Consider the following 23,167-nt stretch of genomic DNA (forward strand, 5'->3'; position numbering starts at 1 on the left):
ATCGACTGTGAAGACACGAACTTCGGTACATGCGATGAGCGTAAATAGCCTGCTTGCCGGTCCAAAACCCCTCGAACCAACGGTTTAGGCTTCAGAAAAACACCCCACCAGTTTTGTATTTTCATGACGTCTCCCGATACCTAAGAGCATCCCAATCAAAACAAAACCCTTCTCGCTCCGCCGTCACCACACAAGCAGCCATCCGCCGCGCACGTGACCAAGATATCACCTGATCCCACGGCACCCCCACCTTCAAAAGATATAAAATCTCTTGAAAATCAGGGTGCCTACTCAGTTTTTTGCCGTAACCCGTAATGCTTCTTCATCTTCTACACCCTCAAAAAAAGGTTGCAGCCCAACAAGCCCACCTTTTCCTAAACGACGTGCCAAATCACGAATTTCATCTTTCGTCCCCGGCATCTGAACTGGAACCCCATCAATAGCCGTGACAGAACAAATCATTTCCGCATAACTCAGCCACGCCCCCGCAGCAGGGCTGTTTACGGCCGCCCCCGCAGCTTCAATCAAATCAAGCATATCTGCCGGATCCAACTCCCGCAGCATAAGCTTACGTCCATCTTCCAACACCAAATCTTTAGGCAGCATTTTAAGAAACCTTTGTACGTGTTGAGGCAAAAAATTGCACAGTCTGATGCATCATTTGATCCGACTGCCATGGGTCATTCTTCAATTTAATAGAAACATTCGTATATTCCCACGTACTCGTCGTACCATCCGGTTCGGAAACGTATTGATAAATAGTACCCGCACCAACTGTCCCAGCATTCCAATACGCAGCTTCAATCGACGCAACCAGATTATCCAAAGCAGCCGAAGCCCGCGCAATCTGAAATGAGCCACGCCAACCATCCGGAACATTAAATTCCATTGGCACGCCATTCAACGGATGCGCCCGCAATGCTTGTGTTTCCTGTGACGCACCAAAAGACGTCACATCTCGCAAATCAACGCGCTCACCGTTCCACAGAACCGTGATACGACAATCACGCCCAATACTATACGGATTGGCCATAATCACACACTCCCACCAAGCGTAGACACACTCACCGATGATCCACCCTGCAAATTCACCACAAATTTCTCATTGATGCCTTGGTAGCGCACCGCAATATCAGCCTGCACATACCCTAAAGCCGTGCGTGCCTGCGGATTATTCGTCGCATCACACACCACACTATACGGCAACACTCCCCCCTGACGGCCCAGAATACCTTGCCCCAGAAGAGATGATAAAAAACCCAATAACGTCGCGCGAATATCACCAAACAACGTATCGTTAATCACCTGACCAACATACCGCCCCATTCCCCCCGCCAAAGAAGCCGCGAGGTAATTCGTCAAACGCGTATAGGCATCACTGTTAATAACGCTCTTACTAGAGCTATTATGTCCACACCGCACCGCCCAATACGCACCGCCCGGCGCAGGGTTACAAATAACATCAAGACCCGCCGTAAACAGCGTTGAGAGTTCCGCAGTAGAATAACTTGTACTGCCACCATTCAACCCCGCTTTCTGACTGCCAATGACACCCGCAAGAGGCTTATTCAAACTCGATTGTTCAGGTGATAAAGCCGCCAGCATTCCTCCTGCAAAAGCCTGCGCACTCACAAGCATCATGCCATAGGTATCATCATTCCAATACAACCAGTCGCCGAACATCACCTTCAGCGCCACGCTATCCACTCCACTCGCAGCCTTCACGGCCACAGCATTAGACACCGTGTCAGACACCTGCGTAGAGGTAATCATATAAATGCCTTCACTCGCGCCAAAGGCCGCCTGCGCTGCCCACAAAGTGCTATCCGTTACACCCTGCACCAGCCCGACAGAACACCCTTGCCCCCGCAAAGCATATAACCCAGTCCTCACCACCCCATCTTGCCCAACACATGCTGAAGCAGACGGCACACCTCCATCCCCCCCGCCAGATAGCACCACATTTCCCACAGCGAGCGCCGGCACCGTCGCTGGCAATATGATTTTAACAAGAGCAGACAAATCCTGCCCTACCGCAGTTTCAAGACTAAACCAGTCTTCCCCCGCATAACTTGCCGAACCCAAAACCGGGTGAGAAACAGACAGCGCAAACCCACTCCCCGTCACCGTAACAGCCGCATTAATCGCGTTACCCGCCGCCCCCGTGCACACCGCCTGGAGCGTTACCCCCTCCAGAGTAGCCGTAGCGGCACTATCACTCCCATCCGTCACACGCACCACAGAGAACACGGAAGCCCCCTGCATTGCCGCTATATTCAGCGCCACACCCGCATCCGTAATCCGTTTTTGCTTCGGACCAAACGCCGCAGCATAATCCGCCATGCTACCCAACGTCACCGGCACCCCAACCGGGCCCCAACTCGCTGTACCAACAATACCTAACCTAGAAGAGACCGCCCCCGCTAACGACAAAGCCTGCGGCTGTGCAATCTGTACATAAAGATTGGGAACCGTCAGGGCCGTCGTATTCAGCGCTCCAGCTTGATAAATCAAAGACATTTTTTTCATTCCCAAAATAAAAAACCTCCACCCAAAAGGCAGAGGTTCCGCACATTAAAATTCAAGAGGACTCAAAAAATATCAGCCGTTTACAGCACTCACCGTTCCAAAGGCATCAACAGCCATCCCCGGATAAACACCTTGCCCTACCTGCTGCATCTCAGCATTTTTCATCGCCTGCAAAGCCTGTTCAACCACCCCCGCATTACATTGCGGCACCTGCACACCCCACATATCAGCATGCCCATGATCGAACTGCCCACCGCCAAACATTAATTCTGACGACCACTGCACCTGTTCAACATCAAATTGAATATCGTAGAAATAATCACGCCGAAACAACGTCTCATTTTGCATCGTATCAACATCCTCAACACCCGCAAAATGAATATGTCCCTGCCCACCATCAATGAAAGAAAGCCAGCTCATATCCGCCAAAGCCGTATCAACAACCCCACCAATGATCTCACGCGCAGATGCATCAGCCGTCCAAATAGACAAGCGATAACGCTGCATTTGCCGCCTCACCGTCCGCACAGATTCACCATACCCCCCCACGCGGGCAAACACAGAACATCCCGGCACTGACAAAGTCGCATCCTCAGCAAGAACCCCATCTAATTGAGTAGCTAATGCCTGCGCCACAGAAACTGGCGTATCCCCCGCCATCACCGCCCGCGCTGCTGACCGTCCATCCTCAGTCCAAATACCCACCACACCAGTCGCCGCACCCACTGAAGGAAACACAAGCCGCACCCGCCCATCCCCCAGACTCACAGCGTCAACAGTCGCCGCCACACGCTGCCTCACCCTCCATGGACGCCCTAACGGCTCTGGTAAAATCGGCATATTACTCTGCGTATTATGCGGCACCATCGTAATCGTCAGGTAATCGACATTATTACGTATCCCCTGCACCGCAAAAATATCATTCGGCAATAACCACCCTCGCCGAATAATCACCTGACGCCCCGTCACACTTTCTGCGTGCAAACCTTGCGGGTAAATCAACTGCGCACATTGATAAGCCAGAGCTTGACCGACCTGCGATAGACCCGCCATTTCTACCCCTCAAACCTGCTGCAACGATAAAATACAGCGCAACCCCCACGCCGATTTTTCCGCCGAATTAATCATATATGTCGCCCCATTATCCGACATAACCGTCATATAAGGATGCAGCATCACCCCCGGCAAATGCGGCAAATACAATATAAATTGCCCCGGATGTGCGGCCCCCGGCACACCACTTTGCACACTCTCCCCTTTAGAGCGCAAAATAATTGCCGCCGGACAGCCAGACACTACCATCCCACTGCCGCCACTGACTGCACTCACACTCACAATCTGATCACAGGCAATACATAAGGCCGGCGCATTCATCCCCACCGCGGCCACAAAAAAATTCTGCCCGCCACACACCAAAACATCCCCAACCCGCGTATCACTCAACCGGTCAGACAGAACATACCGCGCAACAGCACCCCAACCCGCAGGTTTTACACCCGAAAAAGACGGATCAACATCAAACGCCAGCATCGGTGACGCATACGGCGCAGTCAGCGCAGACATCCCATCCACCGGCCGATACTGCACTCCAGACTGCCCCAAAATTTGAGCCACCTTCGCAGAACCACGCCCCAATTTAAGCGCCAAAAGATCAGATCGCACACCGCGCCCCCTCAGATGACAACAGCGCGGCCATCTTGTAATTCAAGCCCGCCAGAAACCCCTAAGAATGCACATAACCGCCTGCGCCAAACCGTAAACAACGCCATACGGTCCTGCACTTCACGCGCATTATGCATCCAACTTGCCGCCTGCGCCGTATCGAGATTATCTGATGCCCCTAATACCGCTTTTTCCAACGGATAAAGCTGCGTCAAATACAAGCGCACTTGCTGCAATTCCACCGCAGACAAATTCTGCATCCGCCACTCCAATGCTCCCTCGACTTCGAAAAAGCGCCATGATTCTTGGCCTGTATTCAAAGCCCCAATCGCCGGATACCCACAAAAGCGGCGCACATCCATTTTCTCGCTATCTGCCAAAAAATCGACAGACAGACCTAAAGATTCAGACATCCCCACTCCACATTTAAAAACGGCGGCGCTCAACACGCCGCCTTTCCAACTCCCTTAGAACGTCAAACCCAGAGCATCCGTGCCCAGACTCTCAATCACAACACCACGCTTCAAATACGCGTTCGTCGCCGTCGGAATCACATTCACATTCGCCGTCACATCAGTCGGCAACGCAAAGCCACCAATCCAATACCAAGACTGCGCAATAATCTGACGCAGACGATCTAACGGCTCACGCGTAACCATCGCCACACCATCCACCATCTCAATCAATGCACGTTCCGCATCCGGAATATCGGAATGCCCCGTCAACGCACAATCGCCCTCAATCAGCGCACCTTGGCCCAACAGCAGCGCACGATGAATAGTTCCCGCCCCCAAAGACGCCTGCTGCGGCGCTTCCGTCGTCGGAATAAAACGCACACCGAGCAATTCAATTACCTGACCAGAACGATATTCTTCCGAGCCATACGCACCACGATAAAGCTGCTTAAAATCATTATCACGGAACAAAGACAAAAGCTGAAGATCATCCAAATAACAGTGATACGCACCATTAATCATCGGCACGTTATTACGCCGCAACGTCGCCACACCAGCCAAAACCTGTTGCAGTCCCAACGTATCCGCCAAACCCTGCACACTCGCCGTTTGCAGCGCCGCCGTCGTCAAACGACCATTAGGGCGAATAACCATAGGTGCCGTCGCCGCAACAACAGCCTGACCCGCCGTACCATCCGAAACCGATACATTTGCCGAGAATTGCAGAACACCCGACACACCACCCGGCGCGGTGGACACATTCACAGCATCTGGAACAACGGCAATCAGCGTATACGAGCCAGCACCAACCGTCACCGTCATGCCACTGCTCGTACCGACCGGAACAACCTGACCGCCGAGAATAACCGACTGGAAACCACGAACATCATCAACTTGCACAGCCGTCGCAGCCGCACCCAGCGTCGTAATAACACGCGTATTACCGCCCAGATAACCACCAACACCGCCCGGCGCGCCGCCAAACAACGTGTTCCGAGCCAGACGATCCAAAGACTGCATCGCCTGAATACCATTCGTATTCGCATTCGCCAAAAATTGTGACGCAATCCCAACACCGGACGTCACCATATTCAGGTCAATCGTATCGCCATACTGGTTAATCCCCAGCGTATATTGCTCAACCGACCAACCCGATGGGCTCATACCATTATCAAAATTCGTGTTCGCCGTTGGGTTCATCGGCGTCGTCACCGGCGCTTTCAAACTTTTACGCGTCTTCGTCAGCGTTTCACCAATAGCGTTCGGAAAAACCTCTCGATCTGCCACCTGACGAAAACCCAAACGAGATTTCAAACCGTTCTCGAACTCACGAGCCAGAAAACCTTGCTGAATTGCGGCCTGAAGCTGAACTGGAAAATTATCAATGCTCATAAATATATCCCGTAAAATACCGTGCTCAACACACGTAAAAAGATGCCAAATACGTCAAAAATATTTTAAGAACGCGCTAAAAACTGCCACTTACGCGCTTCATAGTCCGAACTTGATGCCGAACGCGCATCAAAAGGCTCAAGCCCCCCAGGGCGCGGCGCTCCATGCGCCATCGTCGTACCCAGAGCCACACCCGGCCGTACCTGCTCACCAAACAAATATGCCCGCTCACGCCGAGCACTTTCTAAAGCTTCTGTCACACCAATAACGGCACCACCATCATCACGCCGCACACCACTCACATCAAGCAAACGTACAACATCATCCGGGTTATGCGCCCCCATCCGCATCGCCTCCGCACGTAAAGCCGCAGTCACAACCTCACGATTACTCTCCGCCTTCACACGCAACAAAGCTTCTTCATGCGTCCGTGTCATAGCGTCTTGGCGCGCCAACAACGCATCCATCTCACCACGCATAGAGTTTACTTCATTTTGCGCAGCTTCCAACGCTTGCCGCAGCGCATCATCGCTTACGGATTTCTCTCGAGAATTCGACATCATTTCCTCATCGAATTAAAAGCACCCGTAGATGCAGAACACCGCTCAAGCGCAGCCCACTCCAAGCCGGGATCTGGATGACCAGACGCCGTAGCGAACATTTTCGCCGCCGTTTCCCGACTCACAATTCCGTTCGACACCGCCGTGACCAAGCCCTGAGCCAAAGCCTGAAGCTCCTGATCAGCAACTGGAAACCATGGCGGCCAACGTAAACTCAACCGACAAAGCGGCAGGTCCTTGACCAACACACCACCCAGCCGCAACCCATTGTCCAACACCTGCGAAAAGCGGCACGCCATCCGGTACACTTCAAGCAAAGCCCCCTCGCCATAAGAATGGCGCAGCCGATCCACCAACCAAATCAAAGGCTGGCACATCAGCTCCATCGCTCTCCCCGATTGCACTCCGGACAGTCGATCACCATGCGCCCGATTACCGTGCAATTGCTCCAAAACAATGTGGCGCAACTCCCGATAATGATCGAGCACTGCTCCCGCTGCACTGCCATTAATTTCCAGAAGCTTAGCATCACCTTCAGGCGGCAAAGTCAGCGCCGCCGCCGCCCCCCCTTGATGCGCCACCCCTTCCGCCAAACCACCTGTTTTCAAAACAAGCGTCGGATCAGAGCCATATTTCAGCCCCCGCCCCGCCTGCGAAAGCAGATAATCCGCCTCAATAACCGTATCAATAGCCCGCTCAAACGTGCACTCACCTTCTGAATCACGCCCAGAATGCACGCCCAAATTTCGCATCCATACGATCGGAACAAACCCCAACCCATGATGCACAGAGCGCCGCTCATCACGCGCCCCACCATCCATCCCCACCATCCAAGGAACGGACACAATACAATCCATCGGCGTCCAAATGCGCTGCCACCAGAACTGCGCACCCAACAAATCCTGAGCAATCGGATACCCCTGCGCCGCTAAATCACGCCCATAAACCAAAAAGCGCTCTTCAACCCGCAGCAGCTCACCACTGGCATCATCCCAAAACGGTGTTAAATACGCCGTATCCAACACTGATAATCTCGGTACCCCAGCAGATACCTCAAACAGCATCGCCACAGACCCAACAGAGCCCAACGTCGCCGCTTCCATCATCAAAGACGCCAACCGCGTCTGAGACGCAAACATCCCCATGGCATCCGCCACGCGCGGGTCATCCGCCACCAAACTCGGCCAATGTGAGTCACCGAACAAAAGCGACACCGCATCATCCACAACCGTCCGACACATATTCGTCCGCACCGCAGGACGACGGTTCGAAAGCGGAATATACTCCCCCGCCCCCGAACGCTCCTGCGCAAAAGGATACGATAGCGCATCATATTGCGTACCATCCAACACCCGACGAAGCGCCAACAAACGTGCCGTACGCGCCGAAGCACCCGCCGGCACAGCATAACGCTGTTGCAGAGACAACCAGTCCATGAGTTCTCCAATTTTAAAAAGGAAAAAAGCCCGTAACGTTCATCACCGCATCAAGGAAAAACCAGACGAACCCCAACTCGCTACCTGCCCACTTGATGACAACATCACTTCACTCAATCCCCAGACCATCGCATCCGCTCGGTCCGGTGATCGCGCCCCACGATAACCACTCACGGAGAAATAACAGAGCTGCTCTTCCAAAGCCGCAAAACGCCCATGATGAACAACTTTTCCAACCTCATATAACGCTGCAACCGGTTCAGCTCGCGCCGCCTTGCCCCGCGCCGCCGTTACCATTTTCACCGGTGCATGCGCCCTCACACTCCGTAATGTGCCTTCCACCAACGCACCGCCAAAATTACGCTCCGCAACAATGCGCTCCGCCCCCCATTCATCCAAGGCACGCAACGCACGTCCAGCCCAACCCGCCGGACTATCCCGCGCAGACACATCTTCCAAAACATGGCCAACCCCCTGCGCATCCACACCACACACAACAATCCCAATTTCATCAGAGCGCGTATCTTCCGGCCCAGACGCCCCCGAAGGATCAACCGCCACCACAATGCGCCGCATCCGTGCCGCCACATCCTGCCGGGTCACAGACGTCACCGCCGCTTCCCGCCGGAACATCTCCAAGCGCCACAACGCTCCCTCAACAGCCACCTGATACTCACCATGCAAAAAACGCCGCCGTTCCCGCTCCGGCAGCGCTTCCAAAGCCGCCAAATACTCCGGGCTTAAATTCTCCCGGTTAGCGTGCGGGTTTAAAATCATCGTCGCATATAATGCGGGATTACCCAGAGGCTCCCCCGATTTCGGCTCAATACCTGTCTCAAATAATGAATATAACCAATGCCCTACACTCGGCGGGTTCGCATCAATATATTCCCGGTTCACCAAACCCGTTTTCTGCGCAAGCCGCGTCAGCAGCATATTCCGCGCGCCATAACTAATCTGGCTCGCCTCATTCAAATAAACCGTTGAAAATTCCAACCCAAGAATTTTTTCCGTGCGCTGCTCATCATCCAACCCGCCGAATAAAATTGATGAACCATTCGGAAACGTCACCACACATTCTTGCCGGTCCAGCTTCCACGCCACTTGCGGAAAACATTTCTGCATGACCTTCGGAAACGTATCCCGCAACACAGACGCCTTCAGCGCCGTCAAACGATGCCGAAATACCCCATGCCGGCTCCCCGGCTCCTTCAACGCACGAATAATAACCGCACGCATCAGAACAAACGTCTTCCCAGAACGAGATCCACCCCGCAAAAGAATATGCCGTGCCTCCCCCCCCAACAGCCGCACAGCCTCACGCTGCCCGTCATTAAGTTTAAAGAGCGTTGTCGTCATGGCTAATATTAATTGAAATTGCGCCAGACACCGCAGCACCTTCAGCTGCCTTAAACCGTGCAGGACGATGCGCCTTCAGCAAAAACGCCATCAGCCCATCACTATATTTTTTCCGGATCAAAGGGTGTCCCGTCTCCGGGTTACACACCACCTTCCCACCATATGTAACCGGCTCATCATATCCATCCACAGCCCGCCGCCGCGCTTCCGCCTCAAGGCAATCCGCCGCCTCTTCCAGAGCATCCTCCCAGCGCACACAGAAAGACGGATCCGTGTCTTTCCATTTATACAACGTCCCCCTCTGTACTTCCGCTACACGCCCCGCTTCAGAAATGTTTCCGCTTAATGCCAAATGCGCCAGAAATTTCTCTTGTCGCTTCCGTGTACGCCCACCGCCTGACCGCATTTTTTTGACTGACCGTTCACTCACCATACCCTACCCCCTTACCCAAGCCCGTACCGCATATCTTCAACCAACCCGCCGCCGCACACCCTGATAAGCCCCCCGAACATCACGACCTTCCCGCACCAACCGCGCCCGAGCTACAGCCTGCTGCGACCGTATATCAGCCCACCCCTCTGCACCGCGCCGCTCAGCCACTCGCCTTTTTTGTTCTTGCAAAGCCGCCGGAACGATGCGCGCCATCACATCACTCCCCACCCGCCCCAAAAGTCGTAATTTCCGCACATCCCTTTGACACGGAATAGCACGGCACCGCACATCTACACGGTTCAAACCCGCTTCGACCAACTCTGACCAATGCAACACAACATCCGCACGATGATGAGCCTCATCATCATAAATCAAAGGACACAACACCGCCTGACCACGGCAAACCTCCAAAACAACCATGGTCTGCCAACCCACAAAAACAACGGCCCCGCATTGAATAGAATTCAATAAACTCACAAAAAACTCCAATAAAAAAAGCCACCCACCCAGAAGGTGCGCGGCTTTTGTTAATCAATACAAATCTTCAATATAGTCTCTATATAAATAAACCGCGTTCACAATGCAATAGTTAATTTAACGTTAATGATATTTTTTATTATTCATGCATTTTAAATTTTCATAAGCATGAACCAGCTGCTCCAATACCAAAGCACATTGAGCCGATACCTTCATTCGTGCACGCCCCTCCGATAAACCCGGATAAATATACCGCGCCATCGCTGAAAAGGTCATCTCACGCGCCAAAAGCATTTCCAGCCGAACGTGCACCGCCAAACCAAGCGCATCACGAATAGCCGATATCCGAGCAGAACACTTTCCCCGCCCAAGCATCCACGTATGCATATCACCCTTTTCACGAAACCGCCCATCAGACGGCACCTCTTCCACCACACCCATCGTGGCAAACAGATATTCCCGATACCACCGATCCGCAGCCGCCAGCTCATCATCCCCAATATCCTGCGCGTCATACATGGACTGCACCGTATTCACGACACGATACACTCCCTTTTTCTCATGCAACGCATTATGCTGGTGCCTCTCTTTCGTCGGCGCCATCATGGCCTCATCCAACGGGCGCCCACCCATCTTCACGCCCTGAACTTTCTCTCCTTGCGCCAACATCAGTGAATACCCGTCACCAACTCGCGCCCACCCATCGGCACCAAGCCAGGAAACGCCGGGACTTTATCCGCCCCCCACAAAGCAGCCCAAGTGACAGAGTGCCCCGCCGGCAAGGCCTCCATCGTATCACGCTCCACCATTTTTCGAGCGATACGCGCCTTAATCGGCTTTTTCGCCGCAAAGGCCTTATATGCCGCCCCTTCCGTCTTTTTCTTAGGCACCCAACCATCAGACGCAAGCATAGCTGCCAATGCCCCCGATGAAACCCGCGCACCAACCCCACCTATATTTGTCTGATGAAACATAAAAAAATCCTTACAAAATCAAATTTATGACAAAATGCCATAATTTATATGAAACAAGAAGAGACTAGATTTGGCATAAAGCCATTGCTAAAAAAGCCTCATGGCCAAACAAAAACGCTCAGATTCTCTTACGGTACTCCAACGCGCGATTGGACAGCGCATTGCATGGGCCAGAGAACTCGTTATCCCCAACCAGAGCGAATGTGCTCGCCTGCTGGGTATTGACGCATCCACACTCAATAAGATTGAACGCGGGGACCGCGCCCCAAACGTGTTCCTCATTGCCGCATTGTCGAACCGGCTTCGCGTTTCAACTGACTTTCTTCTGAAAGGCGTCCTGAACGGTCGTACCGACGAAGAATTGGCCCTGAGGCTGGCCGCCCTGCACCCAGAGTTGGTGCTCCAGCGACAAGACACGGCGTCGCACACGGACAGAAACAGTCCTTCTGACACACCTGCTCCGCCCACGAAACCAGATGAAGAGATGCACTGATTGTGGGTTGCTTGTTCTTCATACGCCCTCAGGACTTCTTTGACCGCTATGACCAATCCCTTCCGCACCGATACGAAAAAGATCAACGAGATAGAGTGCGGTTCTCGAAACGACATCGCCAAAGAACCCCCCTACCTAAACACTGAACGTCACCATGAAACCCAGCGATTAACGATAAATTAATGGCAATATGCCATGGGGTCAAGGAAGAAATGTGGCTTAATGCCAAATGTCTTTACTCAAAACCTTCCCCATCCTCATGGCAATACCCCCCCCACACACCCAGATACCCTTCAAAAACCCAAATCCAAGACCACCAAAACTGAAGAACACTCTCAATCATGACAAAGCGGTAATCATTCATCCACAATATAAAGCATCATTTATGAGACTAAATCGCATGAAACGATTAGCTTTGGCAGCACTCCTTCATAGCTAGTCACAGGATTGGAACTACCGCTCCATGAATGCCATCGTCGTGACCGCGCTAAGACGACCATTAACATTCGTCGTCTTATCGATCTTAATTGTCATGTTCGGGGTCATGTCGATCTTCAAGACCCCGACAGACGTCTTCCCCAACATTAAAGTTCCCGTCGTTGCTGTCGTCTGGACCTACCCAGGTCTGCTGCCACAGCAATTCGCCGGACGAATCACCTATAACTTCGAGCTCTCCGTCACCACGACGGTACAGGGCATCGAACATATGGAGTCGGATAGCTATTACGGCCGCTCCATCGTCCGAATCTATTTCCAACCCGGCACAGAAGTCGGCACAGCAGAGGCTGAAGTCACAGCCATCGCCCAAACAATCTTGCTGGGCCTGCCGCCAAAAGTCCCTGCTCCTATGATCATGGCCCTGAACCCATCACAGGTTCCGGTCATTGCTCTTCAGGTGACTTCACAAAAACAAACCCCGTCGGATTTGTTTAAACTCGGCGTCATCGCCATCCGCCCACTTCTCGCCACCGTCCCCGGCGCTGTCGTGGCCCACCCTAACGGTGGTATGGATAGCTTCGTGATGATCGCGCTGAACCAGAATCAGCTCCGCGCCCATCACCTTTCTGCGGCAGACGTCCAACAAGCCATGCGTGATCAGAACATCGTTCTGCCGGCAGGTGACCAAAAAATCGACCAAACGGATTGGATGGTCCAAACCAACGCCACACCGGAAACGATGGATGACATCGCCAACATCCCGGTCAAACGCGTCGGTAACGCTGTGATTTATGTCCGTGATGTCGCTGAAGTCTATCGCGGCGGTCACCCCCAAACAAACCTTGTGCTGGTCAAAGGCCGCCAAGGCGTAGAAATGATCACGCAAAAGAGCGGCTCCGCCTCAACACTCGACGTTGTGGCCGCAACCAAAGCCCTCCTCCCACGCCTGCGCGCCATCCTCCCACCAGACGTCCACGTCTCCATTTTGTCTGACGCCTCTATCTTGGTGAAAGACCAGATCCACGACGTGGTTCAAGAAATGGTCACAGCCGCTTTGCTCACCGGCATTGTCGTGCTGCTTTTCCTCGGTTCATGGCGCTCCACCGTCATCATCGCCACTTCCATCCCCTTGGCTATTTTGTGCTCCATCATTAGCTTGGGCTGGGCTGGTGAATCCATCAACGTGATGACCCTTGGTGGCCTCGCTCTCGCCGTCGGTATCCTCGTGGACGACGCGACCGTGATGATCGAAAACATCGATACCCATCTCGAAATGGGTAAAGATCTCGAACTCGCCATCATTGATGCCGCCAACCAAATCGTTATTCCAACCTTCGTCTCAACAACCTGCATCTGTATCGTCTGGCTCCCTCTCTTTGAGCTGGACGGCGTCGCAGGTTACCTCTTCATGCCAATGGCAAAGGCCATCATCTTTGCGATGATTGCGTCTTTCATCCTGTCCCGTACTCTGGTCCCAACCATGGCCAAGTACCTTCTTGCCGGTCAGGTCCACCACGCCCATGGGCACGACACTCACCCACCAGCACCGAAAACATTCTTCGGTCGCTTTCAACAGGGCTTCGAGCGCCGCTTCACAGCCTTCCGTAACGGCTATAACGATGTGCTGACACGCTGCGTCGCACGCCGTAAAGCCTTCGTGAGCATCTTCCTCATTTGCTCGCTGGCTTCCTTCACCCTCTACGCATTCTCGGGCCGTGACTTCTTCCCCGAAGTCAAATCTGGCGCCCTGCAAATGCATATGCGCACCCCACTCGGAACGCGTATTGAAGTTGCTGGCCGTATCGCGGCACTCGTTGATGATCGCATCCACCAAGACCTCCCCGGTAAAGTGGCCAACATCATCTCCAATTGCGGCCTTCCTGAAGGCCCCCATAACCAAGCCTTCATGCCCACACCAAGCGTCGGCACGCAGGATTGTGACCTAACAATCGCTCTCAAAGACCCAGAGTCACCGGTTTGGGATTACCGCAAGCTGCTGCGTAAAGATCTTTCTGCGCGCTTCCCCGGCACAGTCTTCACCTTCCAACCGGCTGACCTCACCACCCAAATTCTGAACTTCGGCTCACCTGCCCCAATCGATATCCAAATCGCAGGCCCGAGCATTTCAGACAACTACAGCTACGCACGCCACATCATCGGCCAACTACGCCACGTCCCCGGCGCAGCCGACGTCACCATCCAACAAACGATGGCAACGCCTACACTGATGGTAAATGGCAACCGTACCTTTAGTCAGGCCACCGGTATCACCGAAAACGATCTGGCCACCAACGAACTCCTGACCCTCTCCGGTTCCGGCGTTGTTGATCCCCAGTTCTGGCTTGACCCTGAAGACAACGTTACCTTCCCACTCAACGTTTATACGTCACAGGATCAACTCACTCACCTGACAGACCTGCTGACCATTCCTGTTGATAAGGGCGATGGTGACCCGAACGATAAAACACAACTTCTCGGCGCATTGGCTGACGTTGTCGCCACCGGCACACCGGGCGAAGTGTCTCACTTTAACTCGATGTCTGAAATTGACATCTACGTCTCCGCAGAAGGCACCGATCTCGGCTCCGTCCTGAATGGCGTGAACGATGTGCTGTCCCATGACAAACACAACGTCCCACGCACGTCAGACGTCACCGTCCACGGACAAGCCACTACCATGCACGGCGCTTACACCCAATTGGTCGAGGGCCTGCTTGTCTCCATCGTGCTGATCTACCTGCTGATCGTGGTGAACTTCCAGTCTTGGCTGGACCCCTTCATCATCATCACCGCATTGCCCGGTGCCTTGGGCGGCATCGCATGGGCGCTGTTCCTAACAGGCACACGCCTCTCCGTCCCTGCCCTTACAGGTGCCATCATGTGCATGGGTACCGCCACGGCAAACTCCATCCTCATTGTCTCTTTTGCCCGTGAGCGGATCGAAATTCACGGTGACGCCCTCAAGGCCGCCATCGAAGCCGGGTTTGGCCGTATCCGCCCCGTTCTCATGACCGCACTGGCCATGATCGTGGGTATGATCCCAATGGCAACATCCAACTCCACCAACGCACCACTCGGACGTGCCGTGATCGGTGGCCTTATCGTGGCCACTATCTCCACACTCCTTTTCGTACCGTGCGTTTACGCTATCCTCCATAATCGCTCATCGCGTCAGAAGGAAACCGTCTGATGGCCACTTCTCCTAAACTCGTCGCCGTCGCGGGTGGCTGCCTCCTGGCGCTCTACGCCGGCTATCTCGTCATTGATAAAGTCCACGCCTCTTCCGCACTTGCGGAAGAAACGGACGCAAACGCGATCCCGAATGTCTCGGTCATCGCACCGCAAAAATCACCGACCAAAGTCGCCCTGACTCTGCCCGGCACGATTGACGCTTGGTACCAAGCCCCAATCTACGCACAAGTCTCTGGCTACGTGAAAATGTGGTACAAAGATTACGGTGCCCACGTCAAAGCTGGTGACGTCTTGGCCGAGATCAACGCACCAGCACTTGATGCCCAATACGCACAAGCCAAAGCAGATCTCGCCTCCGTCATGGCAAAATACAAACTCGCGACCGTAACGGCAGAACGTTGGCGCGCCATGGGCCGGTCAGAAGCCGTCTCCGGCCAATCTGTCTCCGTCTCTAACGCCGGTGAACAATCCGCCCTCGCAGAGTTCAACGCAGCCCAACATAACGTGGACCACTTTGAAGCTCTCGAACGCTTCAAAACCATCGTCGCACCGTATGACGGCGTCGTCACAGCACGTAACGTCAGCGTAGGTGACTACGTCAATAGCGGCGGCGGTAGCGTAGACTCTTCAGGCGGCGCATCCGAACTGTTCACCGTAGCGGACACGCACCGCCTGCGTATGTTCGTCTCCATTCCTGAAGTCTTCTCCTACGTCTTACAGCCGGACCTGACCGCAGAAGTCACCGTCCCCCAATACCCGGACCGTAAATTCACGGCTCAGTTCCTCACCACCTCACAAGGCTTCGACCCCAACACCCGTACCGCCATCACCGAATTCACGATGGAAAACGACAAGCAAGAACTCTGGCCCGGCACCTTCGCGTCCGTAGCCCTCAAAGCTAATAATGAACACTCCCAACTCTACGAACTGCCTTCATCCTCTCTCGTCTTTGAAGAAAAAGGCATGACCGTCGCCACGGTGGACGCCAACAGCCGCGTTCACTACAAAAAGGTCGTCGTTGGCCGCATGGCCGATAGCTCCACCGAAATCCAAGCCGGGATCAATAGCCAAGACCGCGTCATCGACAACCCTCCAGCAGACCTTCTCGAAGGAGATCAGGTTCACATTGTTACCCCACAACGTGGCTACAACGAATCAGGATTTGGGAAATCAGAATGACCCTGCGCCGCCTCAAAAGCCTTAGCCTCGCTGGCGGAACAGCCCTATCGCTCTTGGGTCTGTCCGCCTGTGACCTTGCCCCTACCTACACGCCACCAACCTTCGTCGTGCCAGAATCCTGGCACGGCCAAGGCCCCTTCGGCATCGCCACCCCGGCAGATAATACCTTGCCGACGGACTGGTGGACCATGTTCGATGACCCCCTGCTCAACACGCTTGAAACACGCGCTGTTACAGAAAATGCAGACCTTCAAGCCGCCGCAGAACGCTTCACACAAGCACGCTCGCTCGTTGTTGAAGCCCGCTCCGAGTTGCTCCCACATCTCGGCCTGAACGCTGGGGCATCGGATAATAAACAAGCAGCAGACCGCCTTTTCCGTAACGGCGCCACCCTGACGCAAACGCAAGAAATCTACCAAGGCCTCGCCTCATGGGAGCCGGATTTCTGGTCCGCCATCCGCAACCACGTCCGCGCTGAAAAGCAAAAAGCACAAGAGCGCGCGGCTGATTACGCCATGGCACGCCTCAGCCTCCAAGCTGAACTCGCCCGGGATTATATCGAACTGCGCGGCTATGACGCCCAAATCGCGATCTACACACAATCCATTGCGTATTATCAGCGCGCCATGCAAATCACCGAGACGCAGCTAAAATTCAAAGCCGCGCCTCGCCTCGATCTCGCCCGCGCACAAGCACAACTTTACACATCTCAAGCGGCTAAGCTGGATGTAGAAGCTGCACGCCAGGTCACAGAACACGCCATCGCTGTTCTCACCAATACCTCTCCGTCCAGCTTCCATATTCCACAAATTGACAAGCTGAGCTTCCACCAACCCACCATCCCCACAGGCATCCCGTCTGAACTGCTGCAACGCCGCCCAGACATCGCCTCAGCCGAACGTGAAATGGCCCAAGCCAACCGCGAAATCGGGATCGCACGCGCTGCGTTCTACCCGCATATCGCATTCAATTTCGGCGGTGGCTTTGAGTCCAACGGGTTTGACCTCGCAAACCTCGCAAACTCACTTTGGACCTACGGCGCCAGCTTTAACATGCCCTTGTTCGATGGTGGCCTCCGCCGCGCAGAACTTCAGCGCACATGGTCGGCCTACCGTGAAACACGAGACGAATATCGCGGTACCGTCCTCGCTGCCTTCCGCGAAGTGGAAGACGGCCTCTCTCGCACCGAGCGCCTAAATCTCGAAAACAAGGCACTCCAACAAGCCGTCGCAGCGAACCTCCAAACTCAGGGCATGACCATGACCCTGTATCAAGGCGGCGTCGGCACCTATCTGGATGCCATTTTCAGCCAAGAAAACACCTTGGACAGCCGCATCCATCAGGTCGAGATTGCCACACGCCTCTACCAAGCCGATGTGGACCTCATCCGCAGCCTCGGCGGCGGCTGGAACGTCAAACTCCTGCCGACAATGGATCAAACCCTCTCCATCACACCCTTCCAGTATGATGGCCTGCATCACCCTGCTTCCGTTGGCGATGTCACAGCCTCCCAACACCCAGAGCAGTTTGAAAACCTCGCGGCCCCCGCGCCGTCAACACCAGGCAAAGGCACCGGGGCAGAACTCGCCCCCCTCCCTACTGGGGCACTCCCTCAGTAACTTTTCCTGTAATGCTTCTTCCTTAAGGCCGGGTCTTCCCGGCCTTAAGTCTTTTATAAACCGCCACCACAGCCCCCTAAAAAAGAATATCGTTCGGATTATTCCACCACAAAAACAAACACCCAGAAAAAATCCCAATAGATAATTTCCATACACAAACAGAGCACAAAGCCCCCACCAATATCAGAACCCAGCGATAGGCCCACAGGCACAGGCACAGGCACAGGCACAGGCACAGGCACAGGCACAGGCACAGGCACAATGGCCCCATCAAAAGCCACACCGCACAAGCCAAACAAACTCTTACAATTTCAGAGAGAGCACATTATACCCACACGCATTATCAAAACACGCCGTTAAAATAACGCACTCTCTTCTAAAGGACCCCTCACAATGGGCTATCGCGAAATTGCGCCCCATATCGGGTTTTATGAGGAAGAAGTCACAATAACCTATATCCTCTCCACCGGCTCAGGTGGCCAGAACGTCAATAAAGTCGCCACCGCAGCACAGCTACGCTTCAACGTACACACTGCTTGCGCTTTACCAGACCGCGTCAAACAAAAATTACTCGAAATCGCGGGAAGCCGGGGCACTCAAAATGGCGAAATCGTCCTTACTGGTCGGCGCTTCCGCACTCAACTCCGCAACCGTGAAGACATCCTCAACAGATTAACAGACATGATCCGTGAGGCTTCCCACCGTAAAGCCTTCCGCGTCCCCACCCGCCCCGGCAAAGCCGCTCGTCAACGCCGCCTAGACGGCAAATCCCACCGCTCCGGCATTAAAAAGAACCGCCGCGTACGATTGGATGATTAACGGAAAACCTCTTCGCGTCACATTCCAATCGCCCCAACAACTTCTCCTCTCAATGTTTAACCGCCTTTTTACTTCATACCCCCATAAAAAAGCCCCGCACAAACCTGTACGGGGCACACATAAACCACATCTTCAACCCATCACTCGTGGATCACATCCAAGTCCCCAAAACGGGTAAATTCACCCTCAAAATACAACTGCACCGTACCCGTCGGTCCATGACGTTGCTTCTCAAGGATTAGTTCAGCTTTATTATGCACCAGCGCCATTTTGCGCTGCCACTCTTCCGTTGCCACTTGGAATTTATCATTGCTGTCATACGCACTATCCTTCGGCATACGCTGCTGCAGATAATACTCATCACGATACACAAACATCACCGCATCCGCGTCCTGCTCAATCGAGCCCGATTCACGCAAGTCAGACAACATCGGCCGCTTATCCTCACGGGATTCCACCTGACGCGATAGCTGAGACAGCGCAATCACCGGTACCGCCAATTCCTTCGCGATAGCCTTCAAACCCTGCGTAATCATCGAGATTTCTAGAACACGACTTTCCGGCCGCGTCCCAATCGCTGGCCGCATCAACTGCAAATAATCAACCACCACAAGGCTCAAACCCTGCGTACGAGACAAACGCCTGCACCGCGTCCGCATCGCCGAGAGCGAAATAGCCGGTGTATCATCGATATAAAGCGGCAAGCTTTGCAACTCACGCGAGACGCGCACAAAACGATCAAACTCTTTTTGCCCAATGTCACCACGACGAATCTTTTCGCCCGAGACGGCCGATTCACTGGACAAAATACGCGTCGCCAACTGCTCAGCAGACATTTCCAAAGAGAAAATCGCTACTGAACCCTTAGGCTTCGTATTCCCTTCCTGCGCATCCCGCATCAACGCACGCGCAGCAGAGAAGGCAATTTTCGTCGCCAGAGCCGTCTTACCCATCGCAGGACGGCCCGCCAGAATCAACAAGTCAGAAGGATGCAAGCCACCCGTCCGCTTATCCAAATCACGCAAACCAGAGGTCAGGCCAACAACATCGCCCGTCCGTTGAAAGGCCTCTTCCGCGATCTTAACAGCCGTCGTCAATGCACCGCCGAAAGAAACAAACCCACCATCTTGGCCGCGTTCTGTCGCCAAGCTGAACAATGCTTCTTCTGAGGCCGAAATCTGATCCGCACCATCCAAATCCGGGCGCGCACCATACGCATTGTTCACGGTGGTCTCGCCAATTTCAATCAACTGACGCCGTATCCATGCATCATGAATGACACGGCCATAATCACCCGCATTCACAATGCCCACCATCGCCGTGAGCAACTTCGTCAAATAAGCCGGCCCACCTGCGGCGTCCAATATACCCGTATGCTCAAACTCTGCACGCATGGTCACGGGATCAGCCAACTGCCCACGCTCAATTCGCCGCGCAATCGCTTCATAAATGCGGCCATTCACCGCATCCGCAAAATGCCCCGGCTCCAAAAAGTCCGAAACCCGCTCATACGCTTTATTATTGGTCAGAATCGCACCCAGCAAAGCATGTTCTGCCTGCATGCTGGACGGAAGCGCACGCCGTAAAAGAGCTGTCAGCCCACCTTCTGATGTATCTTGCCCAGCAGCCACCACATTCGCTTCACTCATACGCCCTGACACCCACTCACCACAAAAGACATCTCAAACATCAACACGTAGCCACGTCCTCCATTACGAACGCAGCAAGAGAAACAGAGCATGGCCTTTAGCCGCCCTTATTGAGCAACCCAACCATCTTGTTGCAAAACCACACCTGCCAAATACAAACTACCACAGACCAACACCCGTGCTGGTGGCACAACGCGCCCAACATTCTCAGCCTGAGCCTGCTCAGACAATGCTAACAGCGCTTCACGCACCGTGGGTCCAGCCTTCGCACGCCCACCAGATGCTGCAATAACCTCATCGACAGAGGTCGCCATATGCTGGCCCGGCTCCGAGACAGCCCACACACTCGTCGCAGACTCTAAAAGCGGCTCCAAAAAACCACCCACATCCTTGCTTTGCTTTACACCCGCAATCACATGGATCGGCTGATCGTTCCATCCCGTCATCACGCGCGCCAACGCAGCACCTGCACCGGGATTATGCCCACCATCTAAAATAAGCTCCCACCCCTCAGGCAAAAGCTGAGCGAGTGTCCCATGCAAAGACTGCAAGCGCGCAGGCCATACCGCCTTCGCAATCCCCGCATAAGCCGCTTCCGGTACAGCCAGGCCAGAGTGACGCAACGCCGCAACAGCCCCCGCAGAGTTTAATGCCTGATGCGTCCCCAACAGCCCCGGACGCGGTAAGGGCAATACACCGAACGCATCCCGGTACACCAAACCATCAACCGTGTCCGAAACCGTAATATCCTGCCCGACAACATAAAGCGGAGCATTCATCGCCGCCGCCTTCTCACGAATAACAGCCAGTGCTTCCGGCTGCTGAGGTGCCGTCACCACAGGAACACCCTGCTTAATGATTCCAGCTTTTTCAGCTGCAATCGCCTCCAACGTATCGCCCAAAAATGCCTGATGATCCAAACTGATCGGCGTAATCACACACATATGTGGTGACGGGATCACGTTAGACGCATCTAAACGCCCACCAAGCCCGACTTCCAGTACGACCAAATCTGCCGGATTCCGGGAAAACAACAAGAAACCAGCGGCTGTCAGAACCTCAAAAACCGTAATCGGCGCGCCGTCATTCACGCGCTCGACCTCTTCCAAAACCTCAACCAGCGCATCTTCCGAGACCAAACGCCCCGCCACGCGGAAACGCTCGGTCACATCCACCAGATGGGGGCTAGTCATGACATGCACGCGCCACCCGGCTTCTTCAGCAATAGCCCGCAGATTAGCGCAGGTGCTGCCCTTACCGTTCGTACCTGCCACATGCACCACAGGCGGGAGATGCCGTTCAGGATTACCTAAACGCGCCAAAAGCGCCTCCAAACGTCCCAAAGACAGATCAATCAGCTTTGGGTACAGCGCTTGAAGCCGCGCCAACACAGCACCAGGGCGCCCACGATACTCACTTGCCAGCACCGCCGGCGCTCCCTCACCCGCCATAATGTTTTACTCAGCTGCTTCAGAAACAGGGGCAGGCTGCTTGGTCAGCATCCCGATCAAACGCCCAAGCAGGGCCGTCAACTCAGAGCGCTTCTCTACAATATCAACCATACCGTGCTCACGCAGATATTCAGAACGTTGGAAGCCTTCTGGCAGCTTCTCGCGCACTGTATCCTGAATCACTCGCGGCCCCGCAAATGCGATGAGCGCATTCGGCTCAGCAACATGTACATCACCCAACATCGCAAACGATGCCGATACACCACCCGTCGTCGGATTCGTGAACACCACGATATAAGGCAGACCAGCTTCACGCAGCATCTGCACACCAATCGTCGTGCGCGGCATCTGCATCAAGCTCACAGCGCCTTCCTGCATACGCGCACCACCTGATGCCGTGTACACAATCAACGGCGCCTTTTGCAGCACAGCCAAACGACAGGCCGCCACAAAGGCTTCACCCAATGCCGCACCCATCGTACCCAACAAAAACTCAGGCGCCATTACGGCCACAACCGCGTCCTGCCCCTGCACCTTGCCGTGCGCTACCAACAAGGCCTCATCCAGTTGAGACTTGTTACGCGCATCCTTCAAGCGGTCCGTATACCGCTTAGAATCACGGAAATTCAACGGATCAACCGGTACTTTCGGCACGTCAATGCAGGTATATTCCCCACCATCAAACGTCCATGCCATACGCTCACGCGCCGTCGCACGCATATGATGCCCACAATGCGGACACACTTTCTGCGCGCGCTCCAGCTCTTTCACTAGGACCATCTGCGAACAGGAATCACAGTTCGCCCACAAATTATCCGGAACTTCGCGCTGCAAAAGGCCACGCAGCTTCGGGCGTACATACTCAGTTAACCAGCTCATAGTGCCTCGTCACTCTCTTCCTGTTAGCACCATAAAATAGCCCTAACACCATAAAATAGCCCTAACAGGTTTCATATATATCGGGACCACCAACCGGGCCCCTCGGTCTTGTTATGCGCGTTCTAGCCCTCACGCAGCATTTACGCCACCCTCCAGACGAAAAGCCAAAAA

Annotated in this window: 23 protein-coding genes; 5 read left to right on the forward strand and 18 right to left on the reverse strand. The window is 54.1% G+C overall.

The features are described 5' to 3' along the window. Positions 1–291: 291 nt before the first annotated feature. The 14 genes from NTH01S_RS05895 to NTH01S_RS05960 form a co-directional block, all read right to left on the reverse strand. Positions 292–606, reverse strand: coding sequence for a hypothetical protein (locus NTH01S_RS05895; RefSeq protein ID WP_068170951.1), 315 nt, complete (start codon positions 604–606; stop codon positions 292–294). 1 nt (position 607) lies between these two features. After that, positions 608–1,033 (reverse strand): hypothetical protein, encoded by a 426-nt coding sequence (locus NTH01S_RS05900; RefSeq protein WP_068170954.1) that lies wholly within the window; start codon positions 1,031–1,033, stop codon positions 608–610. 2 nt (positions 1,034–1,035) lie between these two features. Further along, positions 1,036–2,520, reverse strand: a complete 1,485-nt coding sequence (locus NTH01S_RS05905) for a phage tail protein (protein WP_068170956.1) — start codon at positions 2,518–2,520, stop codon at positions 1,036–1,038. Between the two features lie 81 nt (positions 2,521–2,601). Then, the gene (locus tag NTH01S_RS05910) at positions 2,602–3,582 is read right to left on the reverse strand and encodes a hypothetical protein (RefSeq protein WP_068170958.1); all 981 of its coding nucleotides are present in this window, start codon (positions 3,580–3,582) and stop codon (positions 2,602–2,604) included. A gap of 9 nt (positions 3,583–3,591) precedes the next feature. After that, positions 3,592–4,191 (reverse strand): hypothetical protein, encoded by a 600-nt coding sequence (locus tag NTH01S_RS05915; RefSeq protein WP_068170961.1) that lies wholly within the window; start codon positions 4,189–4,191, stop codon positions 3,592–3,594. Between the two features lie 11 nt (positions 4,192–4,202). Further along, positions 4,203–4,604 carry a hypothetical protein gene (locus NTH01S_RS05920; protein ID WP_068170964.1) on the reverse strand — a complete coding sequence of 134 codons (402 nt, stop codon included), beginning with the start codon at positions 4,602–4,604 and terminating at the stop codon, positions 4,203–4,205. A gap of 54 nt (positions 4,605–4,658) precedes the next feature. Continuing rightward, positions 4,659–6,038 (reverse strand): hypothetical protein, encoded by a 1,380-nt coding sequence (locus NTH01S_RS05925; protein WP_068170968.1) that lies wholly within the window; start codon positions 6,036–6,038, stop codon positions 4,659–4,661. 65 nt (positions 6,039–6,103) lie between these two features. Beyond that, positions 6,104–6,601, reverse strand: coding sequence for a phage scaffolding protein (locus NTH01S_RS05930; RefSeq protein ID WP_245642219.1), 498 nt, complete (start codon positions 6,599–6,601; stop codon positions 6,104–6,106). After that, entirely contained in the window at positions 6,598–8,034 is a 1,437-nt protein-coding gene (locus NTH01S_RS05935) for a phage portal protein (RefSeq protein WP_068170973.1), read from the reverse strand. The genes NTH01S_RS05930 and NTH01S_RS05935 overlap by 4 nt, the downstream gene beginning before the upstream one ends. Positions 8,035–8,076: 42 nt before the next feature. Then, on the reverse strand, positions 8,077–9,393 hold the full coding sequence (locus NTH01S_RS05940) for a phage terminase large subunit (RefSeq protein ID WP_068170976.1): 1,317 nt from the start codon (positions 9,391–9,393) through the stop codon (positions 8,077–8,079). Next, positions 9,374–9,826, reverse strand: coding sequence for a hypothetical protein (locus tag NTH01S_RS05945; protein WP_084367057.1), 453 nt, complete (start codon positions 9,824–9,826; stop codon positions 9,374–9,376). The genes NTH01S_RS05940 and NTH01S_RS05945 overlap by 20 nt, the downstream gene beginning before the upstream one ends. A 36-nt stretch (positions 9,827–9,862) precedes the next feature. Next, a complete protein-coding gene (locus NTH01S_RS05950; protein ID WP_157070880.1) occupies positions 9,863–10,303 on the reverse strand; it encodes a hypothetical protein in 441 nt (146 codons plus the stop codon). A gap of 123 nt (positions 10,304–10,426) precedes the next feature. Further along, a complete protein-coding gene (locus NTH01S_RS05955) occupies positions 10,427–10,936 on the reverse strand; it encodes a hypothetical protein (protein ID WP_245642221.1) in 510 nt (169 codons plus the stop codon). A gap of 35 nt (positions 10,937–10,971) precedes the next feature. Further along, the gene (locus NTH01S_RS05960; RefSeq protein ID WP_068170982.1) at positions 10,972–11,277 is read right to left on the reverse strand and encodes a hypothetical protein; all 306 of its coding nucleotides are present in this window, start codon (positions 11,275–11,277) and stop codon (positions 10,972–10,974) included. Between the two features lie 100 nt (positions 11,278–11,377). Here NTH01S_RS05960 and NTH01S_RS05965 point away from each other — a divergent pair, with 100 nt between their 5' ends. The 4 genes from NTH01S_RS05965 (at position 11,378) to NTH01S_RS05980 (ending at position 18,198) form a co-directional block, all read left to right on the forward strand. Beyond that, positions 11,378–11,770: a helix-turn-helix domain-containing protein gene (locus tag NTH01S_RS05965; RefSeq protein WP_068170985.1), complete on the forward strand. Its 393-nt coding sequence runs from the start codon at positions 11,378–11,380 to the stop codon at positions 11,768–11,770. Positions 11,771–12,233: 463 nt separating this feature from the next. Further along, positions 12,234–15,398: an efflux RND transporter permease subunit gene (locus NTH01S_RS05970; protein WP_068170988.1), complete on the forward strand. Its 3,165-nt coding sequence runs from the start codon at positions 12,234–12,236 to the stop codon at positions 15,396–15,398. Then, complete coding sequence (locus tag NTH01S_RS05975) at positions 15,398–16,579, forward strand: efflux RND transporter periplasmic adaptor subunit (RefSeq protein WP_068170991.1); 1,182 nt, start codon at positions 15,398–15,400, stop codon at positions 16,577–16,579. Before NTH01S_RS05970 ends, NTH01S_RS05975 begins: the two co-directional genes overlap by 1 nt. Next, the gene (locus NTH01S_RS05980) at positions 16,576–18,198 is read left to right on the forward strand and encodes an efflux transporter outer membrane subunit (RefSeq protein ID WP_068170995.1); all 1,623 of its coding nucleotides are present in this window, start codon (positions 16,576–16,578) and stop codon (positions 18,196–18,198) included. Before NTH01S_RS05975 ends, NTH01S_RS05980 begins: the two co-directional genes overlap by 4 nt. Before the next feature lie 98 nt (positions 18,199–18,296). Here NTH01S_RS05980 and NTH01S_RS05985 read toward each other — a convergent pair whose 3' ends face one another. After that, the gene (locus NTH01S_RS05985; protein WP_157070881.1) at positions 18,297–18,479 is read right to left on the reverse strand and encodes a hypothetical protein; all 183 of its coding nucleotides are present in this window, start codon (positions 18,477–18,479) and stop codon (positions 18,297–18,299) included. Between the two features lie 112 nt (positions 18,480–18,591). Between NTH01S_RS05985 and arfB the strand changes: the two genes are divergently transcribed. Beyond that, the gene (gene arfB, locus NTH01S_RS05990) at positions 18,592–19,017 is read left to right on the forward strand and encodes an alternative ribosome rescue aminoacyl-tRNA hydrolase ArfB (protein ID WP_068171000.1); all 426 of its coding nucleotides are present in this window, start codon (positions 18,592–18,594) and stop codon (positions 19,015–19,017) included. Positions 19,018–19,157: 140 nt separating this feature from the next. Here arfB and NTH01S_RS05995 read toward each other — a convergent pair whose 3' ends face one another. The 3 genes from NTH01S_RS05995 to accD all read right to left on the reverse strand — a co-directional run bounded on the left by NTH01S_RS05995 (position 19,158) and on the right by accD (position 22,996). After that, positions 19,158–20,666, reverse strand: a complete 1,509-nt coding sequence (locus NTH01S_RS05995; RefSeq protein ID WP_068171003.1) for a replicative DNA helicase — start codon at positions 20,664–20,666, stop codon at positions 19,158–19,160. Positions 20,667–20,773: 107 nt separating this feature from the next. Continuing rightward, positions 20,774–22,117, reverse strand: a complete 1,344-nt coding sequence (locus NTH01S_RS06000) for a bifunctional folylpolyglutamate synthase/dihydrofolate synthase (protein WP_068171006.1) — start codon at positions 22,115–22,117, stop codon at positions 20,774–20,776. Between the two features lie 6 nt (positions 22,118–22,123). Then, positions 22,124–22,996, reverse strand: coding sequence for an acetyl-CoA carboxylase, carboxyltransferase subunit beta (gene accD / locus NTH01S_RS06005; protein WP_068171009.1), 873 nt, complete (start codon positions 22,994–22,996; stop codon positions 22,124–22,126). Between the last annotated feature and the right edge of the window lie 171 nt (positions 22,997–23,167).

Source organism: Neokomagataea thailandica NBRC 106555, assembly GCF_001598495.1.
GTDB classification, from domain to species: Bacteria; Pseudomonadota; Alphaproteobacteria; order Acetobacterales; family Acetobacteraceae; genus Gluconobacter; species Gluconobacter thailandicus_A.